Genomic DNA, 18,622 nt, shown 5'->3' on the forward strand with positions numbered 1-18,622 from the left:
GGAAATTTTTCCGCTCAGCGAGGTGATCTGTTCGAGCGTCCTTTCGTGACCAGTGATCGCACGTAATTGACCAGGTGCCAGATTTCCTCCTTCTCCAGAATGGCACCGTATTCGGGCATCTCATTGGTTCCGGTGGAGATTTTGTAGAACAGCTCGCCATCAGTTTGAGCCTCCATGCGCGTGGCATCGGTGAGGTCGGAGGGCTTGGTGTCGAGGCTCCGGGCCATCTCCCCGGTGCCGTCACCTTTCTCACCGTGACACATCACACAATTGGCCTGAAAAAGCTCCTTCCCTTTGGCCAGCGATTCGGTCGTCGCCGCGATGGGATTTTTCATCGTCCTGGCCGAATCGGGGATATTCCATTTGTGTTGAGGATGGCCTCCGGTGACCTCGGCGGGAAGATTCACCACAACAAGGGTGAGCCCGAGCAGCACAGCGGATGCAGTGACGGTTGTTCGTCGGGACCTGCTCGATGTCATTCTTTGCGACCTCCCTCAAGAAGTTCTCAGGGATACGAGCGGCAATTGTACCCCTTTGAGCGGCCTCAGGCAACCGTTGATTTTCCTCGGGCGGATGAGTATGATGACCGGTACAGGAGGCACTGGCCGTGAAGACGCTTCACTGGGCGGAAGTTCAGCGGGGACTTTTGACCAAGCGGGCCGATTTGCTGGTGCGGCTGGCTTTCATTCTCCTGGGAATCAGCGCGCTGCTCACCGGCATGGTTGTTCTGCTCAGCCGGTTTCGGGATCATGGATGGGTCGAACCGGTGATCTTCGGCCTGGCGCTCGGAGCCGTCATCCTGCTCATCATCGCTTTCGGCCTCGTCCTGCCCGTGCCGCTCATCGTCCACGAGTTGAAAGAAATGGACGAGGTCGTTGCCGAGCAAACGCGTCGCCATTATTGACCGAGTCCCACCGTCAGGCTGTCCCCATGAGTTCTTCACTGGCCGAGGGGAAAGTCTGTACTGCCGGAAATCATTCCACGCGATAGGACAACAGATCGGTGGCCAGCTCCGATCCCTCACGCCGGAGATGGTAAAGCGTCAGGACAACGTTCAGTGGCGTGCCGTAGAGAATCGGGAGAATGTCGGCGAGAATCTTGCCGTTGCCCGCTTCGATGCCTCCGGCCGGATCAATTGTGATGATCACCGATTGGGCCGACGCCGATGCGACGCTCTCCGTGGGGCGAGCGAGGAGGCGAACTTCGTCGGGAACGTCCATCAGGCGAAGAATCGGCTTCACCCGGGGTTTATTGGCCTCATTCGACAGGACGACTTCGATCCGGCCCATGGTCAGAAGCGCCTCTTCCGGATGAGGCGTCATCAGTTCAAGCATGACCCTGGGACGCATGGCGTGCCTCCTGGGAAAATCTCCGGGAATGCAGGCATCGCGGGCGCTTCGGTGGAGGCGAACTCCTTGCACGCCGAAAGCGCGCGCTCCCGGATTGTCCTCGCTTGTGGCGGGCCGGTGGACATGAGCGATTTCTCCGAAAAATGAGCCGTCAAGTTCCGTCCCGTCCGTTGTGGGTGCTGACACCGCGTCAACAAAATGCTTCCCGGCCCTGGTTCTTCAACTGTTCGGGAAACCGGCGCACCTCCTGAGAGCGGCGGAGATCGCCGACCAACAGCACATCGTCCGTGTCAATGATCATGACGTTCTCCAGTCCGAGGACGGCGATGAGCCGATTGGTGCGCGAATAGATGAGCGAGTGATGGACATCAACGAGCAGGCCATTGCCCTGAACGAGGTTGCCGAGGGGATCGTGATCGGTGGCCCGCAGTTCGTAGACGGCCTGCCAGCTTCCCACATCGTTCCAACCGAAATGGACCGGCAGCACGTAGACGGGGGCGCGCGTTTTCTCCATCACGCCGTAGTCAATCGAGATCGCTTCGACGGTGGGATAGACCTCGGCCAGCACATCGTCATAGCAACCTTCGTCGAGGCTGCGGTCGAGCCGCTGAAGAGCCGCGTGCAGCCGGGGCAGATATTTGCCGATCTCTTCGAGGATGGTCCCGGTGGTGAAGACGAAAATGCCGCTATTCCACAAGTACTTTTTGCTCAGCACGTACTGACGGGCCGTGTCCAGATCGGGCTTTTCCACGAACTGTTCCAGCCGGTGAACCGGATGAGAGAGCACCCTCGTCAGTTCGGGGCCTTTCAGGAGATAGCCGTAGCCGGTTTCCGGTCGCGTCGGTGTGATGCCGAGAGTGGCAATGCCGCCCTCGGCGACTAGCTCGGCGGCGGCGCGCAGGGCCTGACGAAATGCCTCGTCATCGTAGATAAAGTGATCGGCGGGCACGGCGGCCATCACCGCATTTCCCGCTCGGCGCTGCACATGAAGGGCCGCCAGGCCAATGCAGGGAGCCGTGTTGCGACCGAGCGGCTCGCTGAGAATACTCACGCGATGATGGGCAAACAGGTCTTTCACCAACGACTCGTGAGCGCGATTGATGACAAGGAAAATGTTCTCCTCCCCCGTCAGAGGGGCGACCCGATAAAAGGTCTCCATGATGAGCGGGCGCGCGCCGGTGATGTTCAAAAATTGCTTGGGGAGCGACTCCCGACTGGCGGGCCAAAAGCGCGTTCCCGATCCCCCGGCCATGATAGCAATATACATAACCCCGTTCTCCTTTTGATTTCCCGGTCAGCTCTTTCTTACCACACCCGCAAGGAGAAGACAAAGGCCGGCCAGGGAGCGTAGACCTTCCAGTTTAAAGTAGCGCAACTTTCCAGTCCGCGGAAAAAGCGCAGGCTCGAAAGCCCGCGCCACATCGCTACGGCCTATGGACGATGGGACGGCGTCCCGTCTATGATGAAGCAGGCTATGAGCAGCGAGCGGTCAGGGAGCAAAGACGCCGAGCATAAGCAGCAGGGGTTTTTCACTCGTCTCCGGGCCGAGCTTGATGCCATCGAACATGACATTCAGGAGGAATTCCCCGACTGGCCGGAGATCAAACGGCGCATCCGCCGATGGATCGTGACATGTTTCCTTGTCGGTTTCGCGCTCGTGGGACTTCTCCTCTTGCGCCAGTGGTGGATGGCCCGCGAACAGGCTCGTCGTCAATGGGAACGGGCGCGAACGATCCAGCTCATCAGTCCGACCGAAGAGGTGCGGGAAGAAATCATCGAGTTCGTCTGGCGACCCTCGCCCCTGGCCGCGTCCTACGTCGTCGAATTGAGCGATGCCACTTATCGGCTTCTCTGGCAAAGCGAGCGGGTGAAGGTGGTCGAGGTGACGCTTCCCCAGGGCGTGCGGCAGCGCCTGGAGCGCGGTCAGGTCTACATCTGGCAGGTGCGCGGATTCGACGACAAGGGGAACGAAGTCGCGCGCTCGCCCTTTGACCACATCACCATTATTCGCTAGCTCGCACCGAGCGATCCCTCTTCCCCTGTGTGTGGACCTTCCCTGTCCGAATCGCCCGCGGATGGAAAAACGGAGCCCGTCGGAACTTTCTCCGGCATCCGGCGAGTCCCCTTCGTCCAGACCAAGGAGAGGTCTGGCTTTACGACTATTGACACCTTTGGCGACGATCTTCTACTCTCTTCCGCCATGAACATCTACTTGCTGACGGTCATTGTTTATCTCGTTTTTCTCACCGGCGTCAGTCTCTACAAGTCGCGGGCGGTGAAATCGGAAGCCGACTTCATGGTGGCGGGGAGGAAGTTGAGCGCGCCGATTCTGGTGGGGACGCTTCTGGCAACCTGGATTGGTTCGGGTTCGATCATTGCCAGCGCCGGACTCGCCTATCGAGAAGGATTCGCCGCGTTGTGGTTCGATGCCGGGGTATGGGTGGCGCTCATCGTCATCTATTTCATCGCCGGACGAGCGCGAGCGCTGGAACAGATGACGGTTCCCGACATTCTCGAAATCCGCTACAACCGCTGGGCGCGCATTCTGGCCACCGGCGTCATCATCATTGCGTACACCGTCATTGCCTCCTATCAGTTTCGCGCCGGAGGCCTCGTGCTCAATATCGTCACGGGACTGGACACCGACCAGGGGATCCTCCTCACAGCGATCTTCGTGACGGCCTTCACGGCGACGGCGGGATTGATCTCGGTGGCCTATACGGACATCTTCAACGGGTTGCTCATGCTGGGAGGGATTTTCCTCGCCTATCCTCCGTTGCTCGAGCGGGCGGGAGGATGGACGGGCGTGCGGGAGCGATTGGAGGCGACGCTGGGTCACGCCGGCGCGGCGGAGAGGTTGAGTTTGATGGGCGATTTCACCTGGCAGGAAGCCTTCTCCTATGCCTTGCCGACGCTGCTGCTGATGCTGGGTTTGGCCAATATGTACCAGAGGTTTTTCTCGGCTCGCGATGCGAAGGCCGCGCGCCAGGCCGTCGTCGGATGGATCCTGGGAACCGTCGCCATTGAAACGATGATCGTCGTGCTGGCTGTGATCGGATCGGGATTGTTTCCTGAACTGGGGCAGCAGCAGCGCAGTGAGCAGGTCCTTCTCTATGCCGCTCGCGAGGGCCTGCCGATTTTTGCCGGTTGTGCACTTTTGGCCGCCGCCGTGGCCATCATCGTCTCGACGGCCGATAGCTTTCTCCTCGTTCCGGCGACGAGCATTGTGCGCGACATTTATCACCGGTTCATCAATCCTCAGGCGTCGGAAAAGCAGTTGGTTCTTTACTCCCGGCTGGTGGTCATCGGGCTGGGAGTTGTGGCTTATGTTCTGGTCCGTTTCTATCAGACGGTGCTTGAGGCAGCGCTCTTTTCCTACACCATGTACGGGGTGGGCGTCACGCCGGCTTTGCTGGCGGCTTTTTTGTGGAAGCGGGCGAGCATCGCTGGAGGCGTCAGCTCAATTGCCGCAGGGATGGTGCTGACGATCCTGTGGGAGTTCGGCGGCCTGGCCGAGCGAACGGGCATTCAGACGATCTACGCGGCCCTGCTGGCCTCGCTCGTGTGTTTGATCGGAGTCAGCTTGCTCACGCCACCGCCGGCACGATCCCACTGGCAGCCCTTCTTCCCGGCGAAGGAAAATGCCACCTGAGCCCCTGCGGGAATCATTGCCGCGCCTCTGAAGAAACGGCCCTTCCGGCGATCATGCCCGAATGAGCAACTGCCGACAACAACCGTCGCTCGGGAGGGGATGCATCCCCGGAACTTCGGGCGGGGAGCCCCCTTTATGAGGGGCACCCGATCTAAACGTCAGTCTCTGCCGATCTCGGCCAGCACGGTGGCCAGCGAGTGAAAGAGCGCCCGCCCGTCGCAACTGCCCAGAATCTCCTCCGAGGCCCGTTCGGGATGAGGCATGAGGCCGAGGACGTTTCGCTGCCGATTGCAAATTCCCGCGATGTTATCGAACGATCCGTTGGGATTGGCGGCCTCGGTGATGTTCCCCTGAGCGTCGCAATAACGGAAGATGATGCGATCCTCGCGCCGAAGCTCCTCCCAGGTGGCGCGGTCGCAGTAGTAATTCCCCTCGGCATGAGCGATGGGAAGAAGCAGCACCTGCCCCTTCCGGTACATCGTGGTGAAGGGCGTATCGGTGCTCTCGACGCGCACGTGGACAAAGCGACAGATGAACTGAAGGTTTCGATTCCGCATGAGGGCGCCGGGCAGCAGGCCGCTCTCGCAGAGAATCTGAAAGCCGTTGCAGATGCCGATGACGAATCCGCCGCGGGCGGCAAATTCCTTCACCGCCTGCATGACGGGGCTGAAGCGCGCGATGGCACCGGCGCGAAGATAATCTCCATAGGAGAATCCGCCGGGAAGGATAACGGCATCCACATCGCCGAGCGTGGTGGCGCGATGCCAGATGAACTCCACCGGCTGGCCCAGCACTTTGCTGATGACGTGATAGGCATCGTGATCGCAGTTCGATCCGGGAAATACCACAACGCCGAATTTCATGACCGGTCACCTCCGGCGGGAAATGTCGGGTGGTCTTTGGGGGCCCGCATCTTCACTCCAGGATCTCGACCGTAAAGTCCTCGATGACGGGATTGGCCAGAAGTTCATCGGCCAGTCTGACCATCAGGTCGCGGGCGGCCTCAGGAGAGAGCACCGAATCCAGCTCGATCTCGAAGAACTTCCCCTGACGAATCTCGCGGATCCCGTGATAGCCGAGCGTCTCGGCGGCCTGGTGAATCGTCTTCCCCTGAGGATCGAAAACTCCCGGTTTCAACCGAACGTGGATGAGTGCTCTCATGATGACGTCCTCTGCCGCTCATCGTTTTGAGCGGTTCCAAAAACGCGCTGAAAGATGGTATCCACATGGCGCAACAGGCGCTGGAGGCTGAAAATCTCGTCAATCTCGTCGGCACGCAGGCGCCCGGTGATTTCCGGAGAGCGGCGAACGAGGGCGGCGAAATCCGCTCGCTCGTCCCAGGCGCGATGGGCCAGGCGTTGAACGATCTCATAGGCGTCCTCCCGACTCATCCCGCGCTCGGTCAATGCGAGCAGCAGATCCCCGCTGAAGATCACGCCGCGCGTCGCCTGAAGATTCTCCATCATCCGTTCGGGATAGACGACCAGATTCTCGATCAGTCGCGTGGTTCGATGGATGAGGTAATCGGTGAGGATGCAGCTTTCCGGCACAATGATGCGTTCGACCGAGGAGTGGGAAATATCCCGCTCATGCCAGAGGGCGATATTCTCCAGAGCCGCCTGGACGTTGGCGCGCACGACGCGCGCGAGCCCGCAGATTTGTTCCGAGGCGATGGGGTTGCGCTTGTGCGGCATGGCCGAGGACCCTTTTTGTCCCGGGCTGAAGAACTCCTCCGCCTCTCGCACTTCCGTTCGCTGGAGATGGCGAATCTCCAGGGCGATCTTCTCCAAACAGGAGGCGATGATGCCCAGCGTCGCCAGGAATTCCGCATGACGGTCGCGCTGCACGATCTGCGTGGAGATGGGGTCGGGCGTAAGACCGAGGCGAGCGCACACCTTTTCTTCCACCTCGGGATCAAGGTGCGCGAAGGTGCCGACGGCGCCGGAAATCTTGCCCACGCTGACGATGTCGCGCGCTCGCCGGAGGCGTTCCCGATTCCGCTCGGTATCGGCATACCAGAGGGCGAGTTTGAGACCGAAGGTCGTCGGCTCGGCATGAACGCCGTGCGTGCGCCCGATCATGGGCGTGTACTGAAACTCGAAGGCCCGACGGCGTAACACCTCGGCCAGTCGCGCGAGCTTGTCGAGCAGCACATCGCTGGCGTCGCGCAAAAGCAGCGCCATCGCCGTATCCAGGACATCCGAGGACGTCATTCCGTAGTGCACGAATCGCGCCTCCGGCCCGATCTCCTCGGCCACGGCCGTGAGAAAGGCGATGACATCATGCTGGACGCGAGCCTCGATCTCCTGGATGCGCGCGATGTTTATGCGGGCTTTTCGCTTGATGACGTCGAGAGCCTCGGCGGGGATCATCCCGCGTTCCGCTTGAACCTCACAGACGGCCAGCTCGACCTTCAACCAGGTGCGAAACTTATTCTCGTCGCTCCAGAGCTGGCCCATTTCGGGAAGGGTGTAGCGGGGAATCATAGGTCAATCCACTCGCTCGGGCGATCATGAAAAGCGAGACGAATCCGCTGCTCCAGATCACCGCTCAGTGGGGGCTGTCGCTCGGAGAGTGCCTGGAGGGCCGCCAGGCGGGCGATCTCGGGATGATTATTGGTTCGACTCAGGTGAACCAGAGTGATGATCTCGGCTCGGCCGTCGAAATCCTCGCGCAGGAATCGGGCCATCTCATCGTTGGACAGATGCCCGTGACGGCTCATGACGCGTTGCTTGACCGCCCAGGGGTACGGGCCGGCGCGCAACATCTCCACATCGTGATTGGCTTCGAGAATGAGGACATCGGAGCCCCGAAGATGCTCGGCGACCATCTGGGGGATGTATCCCAGATCGGTGGCGTAGCCCACGCGAACGCCACGCGCCGTGATGGTGAAGGCCAGCGTTTCCGCCGCATCGTGGGGAACGGAGAACGGACGGAAGGTGATATCGCCGATTTCAAAAGGGCGCTCGGCTTCGATGAACTCGGCGACAGTCAACGTGTCCGCGGGATTCATGCGACACCACGCCTCATGACTGGCCCGCGACATGAAAATGGGAATCCCCAGAGATCGCGCCAGAATGGGCGCCCCCCGGATGTGGTCGGCATGTTCGTGGGTGATAACGAGGGCCGATACCCGGCAGATGTCCTCACCGATCTCCCGGAGTCGCCGGGTCAACTCCCGCTGAGAGAAACCGACATCGAGTAAGACTCGCGTCGAACCGGAGACCAGCAGAGTCGCATTGCCCGAACTGGAGCTGCCGAGAATGTTGATGCGCATGGTCTGTCGTCCTGGAGCGAGAGCGCGAAGACGCAGAATCGGTCAGTCACAGGCCAGTCGTGATCGGTCAATCTCCAGATGATTCAAGCTGCCGAGCACAACCAGCGCCAGCGATTCGGTATGGAAGATCTCATTGGCCACCCGGTGGAGATCCTCGGCGGTGACGGCACTGATGCACGCCAGGATGCTGTCATAAGGAACTTGCTCGCCGAAATAGATCTCCTGCTGAGCGATATGCCCCATGCGGGCGTTGGAGGATTCGAGACTGAGCATAGTGGCGGCTTTGGCCTGCTCCTTGGCCCGCTGAAGCTCCTCCTCGGAGACGGGCTCGGATTTCAGACGAACGATTTCCGCAATGCATAGATCAATGACCTTGAGAACCTTCTCCGGCGACGTGGCCGCATAGATGAAGAAAAGGCCCGTATCGGTGTATTGCAAGGTTCCCGCGCCGGTGGAGTAGGCGAGCCCGTGATCCTCCCGAATGGACTGGAAGAGGCGTGAGCTGGCGCCGCCGCCGAGAATCGAACTGAGAATCATCACGCTGTGACGATCGGGCGACAGCAACGACGGACAGGTGGCTCCGAAAAGCAACTGTACCTGTCCCAACTGATCCTTGCGGTGCAAGACAATCGTGGGCGAGGCTTGAGGCGGTGTGTCCTGCGGACGGAATCCGCTGTCGGGAATCTCCTCGAAGTACCTGGCCGCCAGCTCCACAATCTCCTCATGGGTGACGTGACCCGCCGCCGAAACGACGAGATTGGCCGGGGTGTAGACCTTCTGCCAGTGAGCGACGATCTCCTCGCGCGTCAAGCGGGTGAGGCTCTCCTCCGTTCCCAGGATGGGACGCCCCAGCCGATGATTCGGCCAGAAATTCCTCAGGAAAATTTCGGTGGCCAGATCATCCGGCGTATCCTCGACCATGCGCATCTCCTCGACGATGACGCTGCGTTCCTTCTCGATCTCTTGCGGATCGAACCGGGGCCGGGTGATCACATCGGCGATGAGATCGAAGGCCCGGGGAACATGCTCATCGAGCACTTTGATCGAATAGGCGGCACACTCATGACTGGTGAAGGCATCGAAGGTGCTCCCCAGCATGTCCGACTCGATGGCAATATCGCGCGTCGTGCGCCGCTCGGTCCCCTTGAACAACAGATGCTCGATGAAATGGGAGATGCCACATTGATCGAGCGGTTCGTGACGGGATCCGGCTCGAACCCACACCCCAATGCTCACCGAGCGCAGGTGATTCATTTGCTCGGTAACGATGGTCAGTCCGCTGGGCAGGACTGTTTTCTTAATCTCCTGATCAACCATTGCGCCGCCTGACAAGAGGCTGAATACTAGCACATCCGTACAAACGCCTGCAACCGACAGATCCGTCCGGCCCGATCATCGCGCGACACTGCGCGAGCGCCGGGCGTTCTCAAGACAAAACGATGACTCCCCGGCTTCCCGGTCAGCTTTTCCCGAAGAAAAATCCCCACAGATTCGCCGAGCAGGGATCGCTCTCCGGATGGCATCAGCGCCCCATCCGCCTATCGGGACTCCCTCTTTCTTCGGTCGAGGGAAGCGTTCTCCCCGGTGAAGCAGCAGCCGAAACGTTGCGCGGGCTTGAAGCGAAAATCTCAGGTGAAGCGGGAATAAATGCCCTCCTGCGAGGCAGGCGACAGATCAGGGAGCAGATGGATGAACTCCCACCCACAGGATAGGTCAACAGGGCCGCGAGAGCCGGTGAAAAAACTTTGCCCTAGGCGCGGACGTCATAGCGGAGGAACGCCACGCAGGCTCCAACGAAGAGAACCCCCGTCCAGAGGATTAACGTCAGAATATCCCATGCGGCCCCGGCAGCCGCTTCCGACAGTGAGGGCAATGGCATCTGGAATCGCGGAAGCTGACGCCGATCAAACGGCACGTGGGCGTAGGAGATTTTTTCAATCCCATTCAGCTGATAGACCCTCCCCTTGTAGGTGAACCGGGTAAATCCTCCTTCGACATGCGCCTGAGGGCGCAGAAGCCGCCGCAGGCGGCGAGCAACCGTCGTATAAGAATCCAGGTATCGCTCGGCGGCCGCGAGAAACTGCGCATGTCTGACATACCCTGCCGGGATTATTCCTTCCAGGGCAAACTGGTAAGAAAATGCCGGAGAGGAACGGCTGAAGAAACGAATGCGCTCGGCCTGCTGGGCGACCTCACGGTAATAGGAAGCGAGGATCTGTCCTGTAGTCACAGCGAACTTTTCCAGGACTTGCTCGTGATCAGCATAGATTTTGGCTTGGACGGCAGCGATGAGTTTCTCCCTCTGAGACTCCGTCAGTCCGGGATAGGTCACCGCCGCCCACAACACTTCCCCCGAAAGACTCAACCCGCTCCATTTCGCCCGCCTCGCCCCCTCCAGATTCTCTTGAAGCTCATGAAGCGACGGCACTCGACCCCAGGATTCGACAGCCAGGCGAACCCCGTTGGGAAAGACGATGACCATCCCGATCCAGAGAATGAGGGAAACCACCAAAGCCGTTGAAGCCCGATAAAAGACCGTCGAGGCCAACAAGCCCACCGTCCCCATGATGGTGATGAAGAGTCCCGAGAGCATGAGGGCGATGCCGATTCTGAGCCATTCGCGTGCCCCCAACTCGACTGGGCCCATCAGGAGGATCACCAGCAGACTGAGCCCAACAGTCAGCACTAACGGCACCCACAGGACAACCACATTGCCAACAAAACAGGCCAGGATGACCGTCCAACGACGACAGCTCCCGGCGAGCACGAGCGGTAACGTCCCCGATTGTTTTTCTCCGGCAACACTATCATAGGTCATCAAAACGGCGAGAAAACTGTAGACGTAGACGATCAGGAAAGCCCAGTCGAAAGGAATGGCCGTCTCAACCAGCGGCCGTTCAGTCGTGTCAGCGCTCTCCACATAGTGAAGGACTGCCGGTTCCATCTTAAGGAGAATCGGCGCGTCTTGCTCGCCGTCGCGGATAAAGAGCAGAGGGTTCGGAGGTTTCACCACATAGGTGCGATCGAGCGTCGTTTGCTGCTCGGCCTGAGAGCGCAGCCGCACATATTCCTTGTGACGGTGGCGATATTGGCACATCGAGAGGGCCGTCGCCGTGACCCCCATCACCAGGGAGACGGCCAACAGGAGAAAGAAGCGCAGGTCATAGAAGCGTTTTTGAATCTCCTTTATGACGAGGAGCATCAGCATCGGCGCTCTCCTCCCACGATCACAGAGTTGGGGAGTAAGTCATTATCGCTCTCAGCCCACCCACGCATCCGATGAGATTGAATACGAGGAGCGTCACGATGGCAGGCAGAGCGCGGTCCAGAGACTCTCCGAGCGATTCAGGCTCATAGTGCGGCGTCGGGAGGTTGGTCAGGTCAAGCGGAGTGTTTTCATAAACGTCCGGGATAGAGGCGAAGCTTCTCCTCTTGCCACCCCTTGAGTTGCCCGTTCTGCCACCTCGCCTGGCTGACAAAGCGAATGTGCGCTCCCGCGTCCGATTGAGCCAGAGCTTCGCAAGACATAACGTAACTCGTCGTAGGAACCAGCCACATCAGGCGTTCCATCGAGCGGGAGAGTCGCAGGTTTTGTTGCCACAGGGCGTCGGCGCGCTCGGGCGTCCACGGCTGAAAGATTCCTCCGGATGTCGTCACCCCATCAGTTAGGCTCGCTCGAACGAGCACAGGTAAAGACGACGGATAAAACAACCACCAGTCCCACCCAGATCACCAACAGCAGAGCTAGACTCGCCGCCGAACTTCGCGTCAAAGCCGAGACCCAGAACCCCAGAAAGATAAATCCCGATACGAAGAGGATGGTGAATCCCGCGATCAGAGCGAGTCGTGCGTAGTCAGCCCCGTCCATGGGGAGCGACGGGGGAAGCCGCAGGATGATGAGCCAAAGAAGGATCATCACGGCCAGCGGCAAGAGTAAAGTGACAAGCGTTCCCCCATATTCGCCGAAAAGGAGGCGAAATCGAGGCACACTGTAAGACCAGCAGAGTCGGAGCGTCCCCTGCTCGCGCTCGCCGCAGATAGCATCGTAGGTGAGAAATATCGCCAGCAGCGAAAAGAACAATAACACCAGGTGAGAAAAATCCAGGCTCAAGACTCCCGTGAGGAAGGGATTTGTCCGGACCAGCGTTTACGTCTTGAACGGGCGGGGATCGTCCGGAGCATCAACGCCAAAGAGCCCGCCCATCCGGGCCACGGTTCCGTAGCGTCCGCCCACACCCGTCACCAGCGTGGTCAGAGGAGAGAGCGGCCGAAACATCGTGAGAATCACCTGCCGGTAGACCCGCGCATTGTAAACCTCCCCCTGACGCTCCTCCTGCTCCTGTTCCAGGTCACGTCGTTCCTCGTGGTAGGACCGCTTGTGATTGATCACACTCAGGCCAAACAAAAGCAACACGACAACCACTGCGCCGAGAAAGCGAAACTCGAGCAGATTCAGCAACAACCTCTTTCCGGCAAAGAGCACCACGCTCTCGCACGCAAAGCACCACCGGATACAAGCCCTCCACCCGGCGATGCCCGTCCTTTGGCCCCTAGAAAATGGCGGCGAGGATGGCTGCAATCACCTGCCCAATCTTCACCATCGCGTTCACCTTGCTTTCTTTTGAGTTACAATCACAGTACTCGCCGCACTTACAACTACACCTATTTACCGACTGTCGCCTCAGAAGACTCCACAAGATCAAATGGCTCCATGGCCAGATACACCGCCGATACGATCTCTCGCTCGCGGGCGAGCCTCTCCACCTGAGCGGCCCAAAAAGTGTGACTGAAGATGAAATGATAGGGACCAGAACTCCTTCGCCCCACTTCGATGCCCCGCAGTTGATCAAAATAACGCGACACGTTCCACAACGAACAGCTCGCCGTGAAAAAGACGATAGTTCCTTCAGCCCGGTCAAGATCCCGGAGAGTGAGACTCTTGCCGCTTCGCACGTCCATAAGCCGATAGGGTGGAAGTCGCTGTCCCGGTTTCATGTCGGTCCCTCATTCCCATAAGGGAAGCCTCCCAGCAGATGCTTCTCCACTAACTGTCGCAGATCGCTTTTCGTCAATCAGATGAACATGTTCTATCTCCGACGGAGAGGACTTCAGCCAGTAGAAAAAGTCATATCGTCGAAAGAGCGTGATGAGCACAAGAATATTGGCGATTAAGACTGCGGTAATGAGGATGAAGAACCAACTCTCCTTCTTCTTTACGACCTCCAGTGACTTCAGTCGGAGAGTGCGTTCCGGGACAAGTTCCATACCCTCACCTCCGCTTGCGGCCCTATCTTATCCCAACCGAGATAGGTCTCAAGGCTGTATCTGTCAGCGGGTGTCATAAAATGTCACAAAATCTTGCATGGTAGACGGAACTTGTATCGGGCAAGCGGCTTCAGGCACGCCCTCCGGCAATGCGCCGCCCGGGGTGTGCTGCCAGGCTCATGCCGGGGTGACCAGCCTGCTTGCCTCCCTTTCACCAACCAAAATAGCGAAGACCGCCAGGCAGGAGCAACCACGATGCTTCATCTCCCGCGCGGTAAAGATGTACTGGAGCTTGCATCCGGGACGCAACAATCCCCGGTACTCCTCGCCGGCTTTGCCGGGTGACCCAATCTCCTCTTGTTGAACGTTCAAGTACCCCGCCACCGGAGCTGCCAGGGCACACTCCCCGGCCTTTCACCACCAGTGAAAACTGCCTCCGCCCGGTCAGACGATGACCGTGAAACCTTCAGCACGCCGTTTCTCTGCGCGCCCGGTCATACAGAATCAGCGACTCCTTACAGATGCGCCACTGGCCACAGGCACCGCATGCACCTTCTGCTGCTCGATCCATCGGTAGATGGTCCGAACCGTCACTCCCACAACCTCAGCCGCATGCTGAACCGTCATCATCGCCCTCTCCTGCTCACAAACCGGACAATAAAAGTGACCCACTCGCATCATAGGTCTTCCCCTCCGCAGGAAAAGACAAGCGAGCGTCGGCGATTGCAAAAGAGACTGTCGCCCACCAATGTGGAATCGCCATCTGAACCGAGAAAGCCAAAGTCCAAGGTTAGTGCAAGATACACTAACCTTGGTCAGAACCACCGACCCTGAGAGATGTAGATCGTCGAACTTCTTCAGAGCGATTCCAGGAAGGCGAGCAGGTCCGCGCGTTCGGCCGGTGTGAGCATCAAGAATCGCTCGGTAACCCGACGGGCCTCTCCTGCATGCCGCCGGATTGCTTCCTCAATGGTCGCGGCGCTCCCATCGTGGAGGAATGGACGACTCATCCGCAGTCCCCACAGAGGCGGCGTGCGAAACTCAGTTGGCCCGGCATCGCCCTGAGGAATCCCATCTCCCGTTCCCACGTCGTGCAACAGCAGATCGGAGTAGAGCGGCACCGTCTTGCGGCTGAGAGCGGCAATGGGATGGTCGCCGGTTTGAAACGCAGGCGTGTGACAGCGGGCACAGCCAATGGTGGTGAAGATCTGTTCTCCTCGACGGACGGCCTCAGTAATGGGGCCACGTGGCGGCGGGCCAAGAAGTTGCATGAAGTTGACGAAATTGTCAATGCCCCGGCGTCCCGTCATCGGATCGGGGACATCCTCGGGATCGGCAACAGAGTCACACTCGGCCAGTCGCGCCATATCTCCATTAGGAGGATTCTCCTCACGAGCCAAATCGTTAGTGATGCCCATCTCGTTGAGGTAGGCATCACCAGCGAAACCGAGCAAGCTCGCCTGCTGGGCCTTCCAGCCGAATCGCCCCAGACGCACGCGGTTGGTCGCCAGATCCAATACCCGCGCAGCCCGCCCGGAAATTCCATCGCCGTCGCGATCCTCCGGATCAGCCTGAGCGACAATTGCCTCCTCCGGGATGGCTTCGATCAAGCCGATGCCAAAAAGCGGCTGAACCTGACGAAAGGCCACGACGTTGGCCTCCGCCGGAATCCTCTCCTGACACCGATCGGGAGCAACCGAGAAGATCTGAATGAGCGATCCTCCGGGCACATCCCGAAATGTTCCGTCCACATCTCGGAACCCCACTCGCACCTCGTTAGTGATGCCCGAGCCTCCGGTCACCGGCACGGCATGGCACTCGGCACACCCTCGCGCATTGAACACTGGACCCAGGCCATCAGCCACTTCTTCGATCTCCTCGAAGTCCTCCTTCCCCTCGAGGAAAAGAGCCATCTGTTCTGCCGACAGACCAGGTAAGGGATCACCAAAACCGGCGCCGGACTCCTGACGGCTCGTTCCCTCACCGCTCGGAGCCCAGGCCCAACACGTGACAAAGAGCAGCGCCATTACCAGCTTTAAGTGTTTCATTTTGGTTCCCCTCCTTATGTGAGTTGCTGCTTAGCCCGGTTGGGGGCTCCTGTGGCACCCCGTACGCGGGGAAGCATGGATCCACGCTCCGTATTAATTTATTTTGCAAAAGCGAAATTTATTTGAGGGGGGAACAAAAAAATTTCGGTTTTTCCTCCGCTAAGTGAAAAAGGAACGGTCATAATGCCAATCCGCCACGCCGGAAGGGATGAGAGGGACTCCGCCACCGGCAGTCTCGATGGAAGTGACAACCGCCCCCTGCACAGGTCGTGCGCATCCTTAAAGCAAAAAGTCCACCAGATCGCTGCCCCTGGCGTGATTCCACACCAGTTCCACCGGAATCAGACGGGTAGGGACGAAAAAGCCGCAGGCGGGGAAGCCACCTAGCGCAGACTTTGCCGTCTGCGGGGCATGCGCAGGGGGAAAGCCCGCGCCACAAACCTGAAGAAGGGGTCACCCATCCTGCTTTTGACATTTCCTCGGCGGTCCTCTATAAGTCTGGCCCGGCTGGATAGATGATCTTTGGGAGCGGAGGTCAGTCATGCGCACGCACCATCAGACTGCATCGGGGAATCACGCTCATTCCCCTTCCGGGGTGACACGGCGGCAGGTTCTCGCCGGACTTGGAGCCGTTGGGACAATGACGGCGGCAGCAGGACTGCCCGGAGGGTCGCTTCTTCAGCCGGTAGGACCCAGGTTCGGGCAGGAGGCCGCAGGTCAGCCCCCGCTCTTTCGGCTGGAACGGGTGACGGAGAATGTCTACGCGGCCATTGCGCGACCGGCGATGCTCGTCAATTGCAACGCCGCGATAATCGTCGGGTCGGATCATCTCCTGGTGGTGGATTCTCACTCCAAACCGTCGGCGGCGCGCGCCTTGCTCGCTCAGGTTCGATCCGAGATCGGCGACCGACCGGTACGCTATATCATCAACACGCACTTTCACTGGGATCATGCTCAGGGCAATGCCGTCTATCCGAATACTTTCGGGATGAAGGCGGACATCGTCGCATCAACGGCCACGCGGGAATGGCTCGCCCGGGAAGGCACGTCGCGTTTGCGGCAGCAACTGGAGAGCCTCTCGCGGCAGGTCGAAACGTTGCGACGCCAGCTCGCTCAGGCGACCGATGAGGACCAGCGGCAGCAACTCGTGAACCAGATCGGCGAGATCGAAGCCTACATCAAAGAGATGACACCGCCGCAAATCACCCTGCCGACGATCACCTTCGACGACCGATTGGTCATCCATGACGGCACTCGAGAAATTCACCTCCTCTTTCTCGGACGCGGCCACACGGCCGGAGACATTGTCGTCTACGTACCGAGCGAGCGAGTGGTAGCCACCGGAGACCTCCTGCAGGGGATGTTGCCTTATCTCGGTGACGGTTACCCCGAAGAATGGCCGCAAACGCTGGCCGCGCTCGAGCGACTCGATTTCACGCGAGTCGTTCCCGGACACGGAGCGGTTGAGCACGATAAATCGGTCGTGGCGTTCATGCGGGCCTACATTGAGGAGCTGGTCGAGCTGGTCAAGCGGGGCATTGAACGCGGTGCTTCTCTTGAGGAACTGCGTCGGACGCTTCTGCCGGATCAGTTTCGCTCGCTCATGACCGGGGGACAGGGCGAACGCGTCCAGCGGGAGACGGTGGCCGTCTTTGGACCGACGCGGGCCCCCTCGCTCGCCGCCGGAGTGGCCCGGACGGTGACGGAAGTCTACACCTATTTCACCCGGCGGAAACCCGAGCGCTCGTCCCGGGGCGAATGAAGATGGCGGCACCGACGTGCGCTCAGGCCGACAGCACGCGCTCGCGCAGCGTCATCAATCGCCGGGCGGCGAGATCGAGCGTCTCGTCCGTCTTGCAAAAGCAAAACCGCACCTGGGTGCGACCTTTTTGGGGATCGTGATAGAAACTGCTGCCGGGGACCACGGCGACACCAATCTCCTGAACGAGATAGGTGGCGAAGGTGACATCATCGGGGAAACCGAACCGGCTGATGTCGGTCATGATGTAGTAGGCGCCGCGCGGGAGATAGGCGTGAAAGCCCGCCGCCACGAGCGCCCGATAGAGGCGATCCCGTCGCGCGGCGTAGTCTGATGCCAGCTTCTCGTAGTAGCTTCGCGGCAAGCGCAGGGCCACGGCGCCGGCTTCCTGCAACGGAGCGGCGCTGCCGACGGTGAGAAAATCATGCACCTTGCGGATGGCCGATGTGATGGCCGGAGGAGCCAGAACGTATCCCACGCGCCAGCCCGTCACGCTGTAGGTCTTCGACAGCCCGTTAATGGTGATCGTGCGCTCGCGCATGCCATCGAGCGTGGCCAGGGCAATGTGCTCAGCTCCATCGTAGAGAATGTGCTCGTAAATTTCATCGGTGATCGCCACCACATTCCACTTCTGACACAGATCGGCGATCAGTCTCAGCTCATCACGGGTGAAAACTTTCCCCGTCGGATTGTTCGGCGTATTGAGGATAATGGCTTTGGTTCGGTCTGTGAAGGCCGCGGCCAGTTCATCAGGATCGAACGTCCAATCGGGAGGAGTGAGCGACACGTAGCGCGGCCGGGCACCGCAGAGAATCGCATCCGGTCCGTAGTTTTCGTAGAACGGTTCGAAGATGATGACCTCGTCTCCCGGATTCACGACGGCCAGCATCGCGGCCATCATCGCTTCGGTGGAGCCACAGGTCACGGTGATCTCCGTCTCCGGATCCACCTCCAGACCGAGATACCACCGCGTTTTCTCGGCGATGGCATCGCGGAAGGATTTAGCTCCCCAGGTGATGGCATATTGATTGATGTCAGCGGCAATGGCTTCGATGGCCGCCCGTTTGATCTCCTCGGGAGCGGGGAAGTCGGGGAATCCCTGAGCGAGATTGACCGCCCCGTACTGCAGAGCCAGGCGGGTCATCTCTCGAATGACCGATTCGGTGAACTGATCAGCTTTGTCCGACGTCAGTTTCTTCATCGGCGCGATCATGGCTCTCCTCACACAGCAGCGATCTGAAACGCCGGCGCAGGTCGCACCGCGCCAACGAC

At 59.6% G+C, this 18,622-nt stretch carries 22 protein-coding genes; 5 read left to right on the forward strand and 17 right to left on the reverse strand.

Translation table 11 applies throughout. The features are described from left to right. Positions 1 to 14: 14 nt before the first annotated feature. Positions 15 to 479: a cytochrome c gene (locus tag VNM72_11290; GenBank protein HXF05984.1), complete on the reverse strand. Its 465-nt coding sequence runs from the start codon at positions 477 to 479 to the stop codon at positions 15 to 17. A gap of 128 nt (positions 480 to 607) precedes the next feature. Here VNM72_11290 and VNM72_11295 point away from each other — a divergent pair, with 128 nt between their 5' ends. Next, complete coding sequence (locus VNM72_11295; GenBank protein ID HXF05985.1) at positions 608 to 904, forward strand: hypothetical protein; 297 nt, start codon at positions 608 to 610, stop codon at positions 902 to 904. Positions 905 to 974: 70 nt separating this feature from the next. Here the strand turns inward: VNM72_11295 and VNM72_11300 are convergent, their stop codons facing one another. Beyond that, positions 975 to 1,349 (reverse strand): hypothetical protein, encoded by a 375-nt coding sequence (locus VNM72_11300; protein ID HXF05986.1) that lies wholly within the window; start codon positions 1,347 to 1,349, stop codon positions 975 to 977. A 190-nt stretch (positions 1,350 to 1,539) separates the two neighbouring features. Then, complete coding sequence (locus VNM72_11305; GenBank protein HXF05987.1) at positions 1,540 to 2,616, reverse strand: mannose-1-phosphate guanylyltransferase; 1,077 nt, start codon at positions 2,614 to 2,616, stop codon at positions 1,540 to 1,542. 192 nt (positions 2,617 to 2,808) lie between these two features. Between VNM72_11305 and VNM72_11310 the strand changes: the two genes are divergently transcribed. Together VNM72_11310 and VNM72_11315 are read left to right on the forward strand one after the other, a co-directional pair. Beyond that, positions 2,809 to 3,363, forward strand: a complete 555-nt coding sequence (locus tag VNM72_11310) for a hypothetical protein (GenBank protein ID HXF05988.1) — start codon at positions 2,809 to 2,811, stop codon at positions 3,361 to 3,363. A 186-nt stretch (positions 3,364 to 3,549) separates the two neighbouring features. Then, entirely contained in the window at positions 3,550 to 5,001 is a 1,452-nt protein-coding gene (locus VNM72_11315) for a sodium:solute symporter family protein (GenBank protein HXF05989.1), read from the forward strand. A gap of 158 nt (positions 5,002 to 5,159) precedes the next feature. Here VNM72_11315 and purQ read toward each other — a convergent pair whose 3' ends face one another. The 5 genes from purQ to VNM72_11340 are packed head-to-tail and all read right to left on the reverse strand — an operon-like array spanning position 5,160 to position 9,595. Continuing rightward, entirely contained in the window at positions 5,160 to 5,864 is a 705-nt protein-coding gene (gene purQ / locus VNM72_11320; GenBank protein HXF05990.1) for a phosphoribosylformylglycinamidine synthase subunit PurQ, read from the reverse strand. Positions 5,865 to 5,916: 52 nt separating this feature from the next. Continuing rightward, positions 5,917 to 6,162: a phosphoribosylformylglycinamidine synthase subunit PurS gene (purS, locus tag VNM72_11325; protein ID HXF05991.1), complete on the reverse strand. Its 246-nt coding sequence runs from the start codon at positions 6,160 to 6,162 to the stop codon at positions 5,917 to 5,919. Further along, positions 6,159 to 7,487, reverse strand: coding sequence for an adenylosuccinate lyase (gene purB, locus VNM72_11330; GenBank protein ID HXF05992.1), 1,329 nt, complete (start codon positions 7,485 to 7,487; stop codon positions 6,159 to 6,161). Before purB ends, purS begins: the two co-directional genes overlap by 4 nt. Continuing rightward, positions 7,484 to 8,278 carry an MBL fold metallo-hydrolase gene (locus tag VNM72_11335; protein ID HXF05993.1) on the reverse strand — a complete coding sequence of 265 codons (795 nt, stop codon included), beginning with the start codon at positions 8,276 to 8,278 and terminating at the stop codon, positions 7,484 to 7,486. The genes purB and VNM72_11335 overlap by 4 nt, the downstream gene beginning before the upstream one ends. A 42-nt stretch (positions 8,279 to 8,320) precedes the next feature. Then, positions 8,321 to 9,595: a pitrilysin family protein gene (locus VNM72_11340; GenBank protein HXF05994.1), complete on the reverse strand. Its 1,275-nt coding sequence runs from the start codon at positions 9,593 to 9,595 to the stop codon at positions 8,321 to 8,323. Between the two features lie 122 nt (positions 9,596 to 9,717). On the opposite strand from VNM72_11340, the gene VNM72_11345 reads away from it, so the two are divergent. Beyond that, positions 9,718 to 9,990: a hypothetical protein gene (locus VNM72_11345; GenBank protein ID HXF05995.1), complete on the forward strand. Its 273-nt coding sequence runs from the start codon at positions 9,718 to 9,720 to the stop codon at positions 9,988 to 9,990. A gap of 38 nt (positions 9,991 to 10,028) precedes the next feature. Here VNM72_11345 and VNM72_11350 read toward each other — a convergent pair whose 3' ends face one another. From VNM72_11350 to VNM72_11385, 8 genes are all read right to left on the reverse strand, one after another. Then, positions 10,029 to 11,486 (reverse strand): ABC transporter permease subunit, encoded by a 1,458-nt coding sequence (locus VNM72_11350; protein ID HXF05996.1) that lies wholly within the window; start codon positions 11,484 to 11,486, stop codon positions 10,029 to 10,031. A gap of 188 nt (positions 11,487 to 11,674) precedes the next feature. After that, a complete protein-coding gene (locus tag VNM72_11355) occupies positions 11,675 to 11,935 on the reverse strand; it encodes a hypothetical protein (protein ID HXF05997.1) in 261 nt (86 codons plus the stop codon). 4 nt (positions 11,936 to 11,939) lie between these two features. Beyond that, complete coding sequence (locus VNM72_11360) at positions 11,940 to 12,389, reverse strand: ABC transporter permease subunit (protein HXF05998.1); 450 nt, start codon at positions 12,387 to 12,389, stop codon at positions 11,940 to 11,942. A gap of 36 nt (positions 12,390 to 12,425) precedes the next feature. Next, positions 12,426 to 12,737, reverse strand: coding sequence for a hypothetical protein (locus VNM72_11365; protein HXF05999.1), 312 nt, complete (start codon positions 12,735 to 12,737; stop codon positions 12,426 to 12,428). 203 nt (positions 12,738 to 12,940) lie between these two features. Then, a complete protein-coding gene (locus VNM72_11370) occupies positions 12,941 to 13,273 on the reverse strand; it encodes a hypothetical protein (GenBank protein ID HXF06000.1) in 333 nt (110 codons plus the stop codon). 9 nt (positions 13,274 to 13,282) lie between these two features. After that, complete coding sequence (locus VNM72_11375; GenBank protein ID HXF06001.1) at positions 13,283 to 13,543, reverse strand: hypothetical protein; 261 nt, start codon at positions 13,541 to 13,543, stop codon at positions 13,283 to 13,285. 504 nt (positions 13,544 to 14,047) lie between these two features. Further along, positions 14,048 to 14,224, reverse strand: a complete 177-nt coding sequence (locus VNM72_11380) for a helix-turn-helix domain-containing protein (protein HXF06002.1) — start codon at positions 14,222 to 14,224, stop codon at positions 14,048 to 14,050. A gap of 176 nt (positions 14,225 to 14,400) precedes the next feature. Next, positions 14,401 to 15,591: a di-heme oxidoredictase family protein gene (locus VNM72_11385; protein ID HXF06003.1), complete on the reverse strand. Its 1,191-nt coding sequence runs from the start codon at positions 15,589 to 15,591 to the stop codon at positions 14,401 to 14,403. Between the two features lie 541 nt (positions 15,592 to 16,132). Between VNM72_11385 and VNM72_11390 the strand changes: the two genes are divergently transcribed. Beyond that, positions 16,133 to 17,353 (forward strand): MBL fold metallo-hydrolase, encoded by a 1,221-nt coding sequence (locus VNM72_11390; GenBank protein HXF06004.1) that lies wholly within the window; start codon positions 16,133 to 16,135, stop codon positions 17,351 to 17,353. Between the two features lie 22 nt (positions 17,354 to 17,375). Here the strand turns inward: VNM72_11390 and VNM72_11395 are convergent, their stop codons facing one another. Continuing rightward, positions 17,376 to 18,551: an aminotransferase class I/II-fold pyridoxal phosphate-dependent enzyme gene (locus tag VNM72_11395; GenBank protein HXF06005.1), complete on the reverse strand. Its 1,176-nt coding sequence runs from the start codon at positions 18,549 to 18,551 to the stop codon at positions 17,376 to 17,378. Positions 18,552 to 18,622 lie beyond the last annotated feature (71 nt).

It is taken from the genome of Blastocatellia bacterium (assembly GCA_035573895.1).
Taxonomy (GTDB): Bacteria; Acidobacteriota; Blastocatellia; order HR10; family HR10; genus DATLZR01.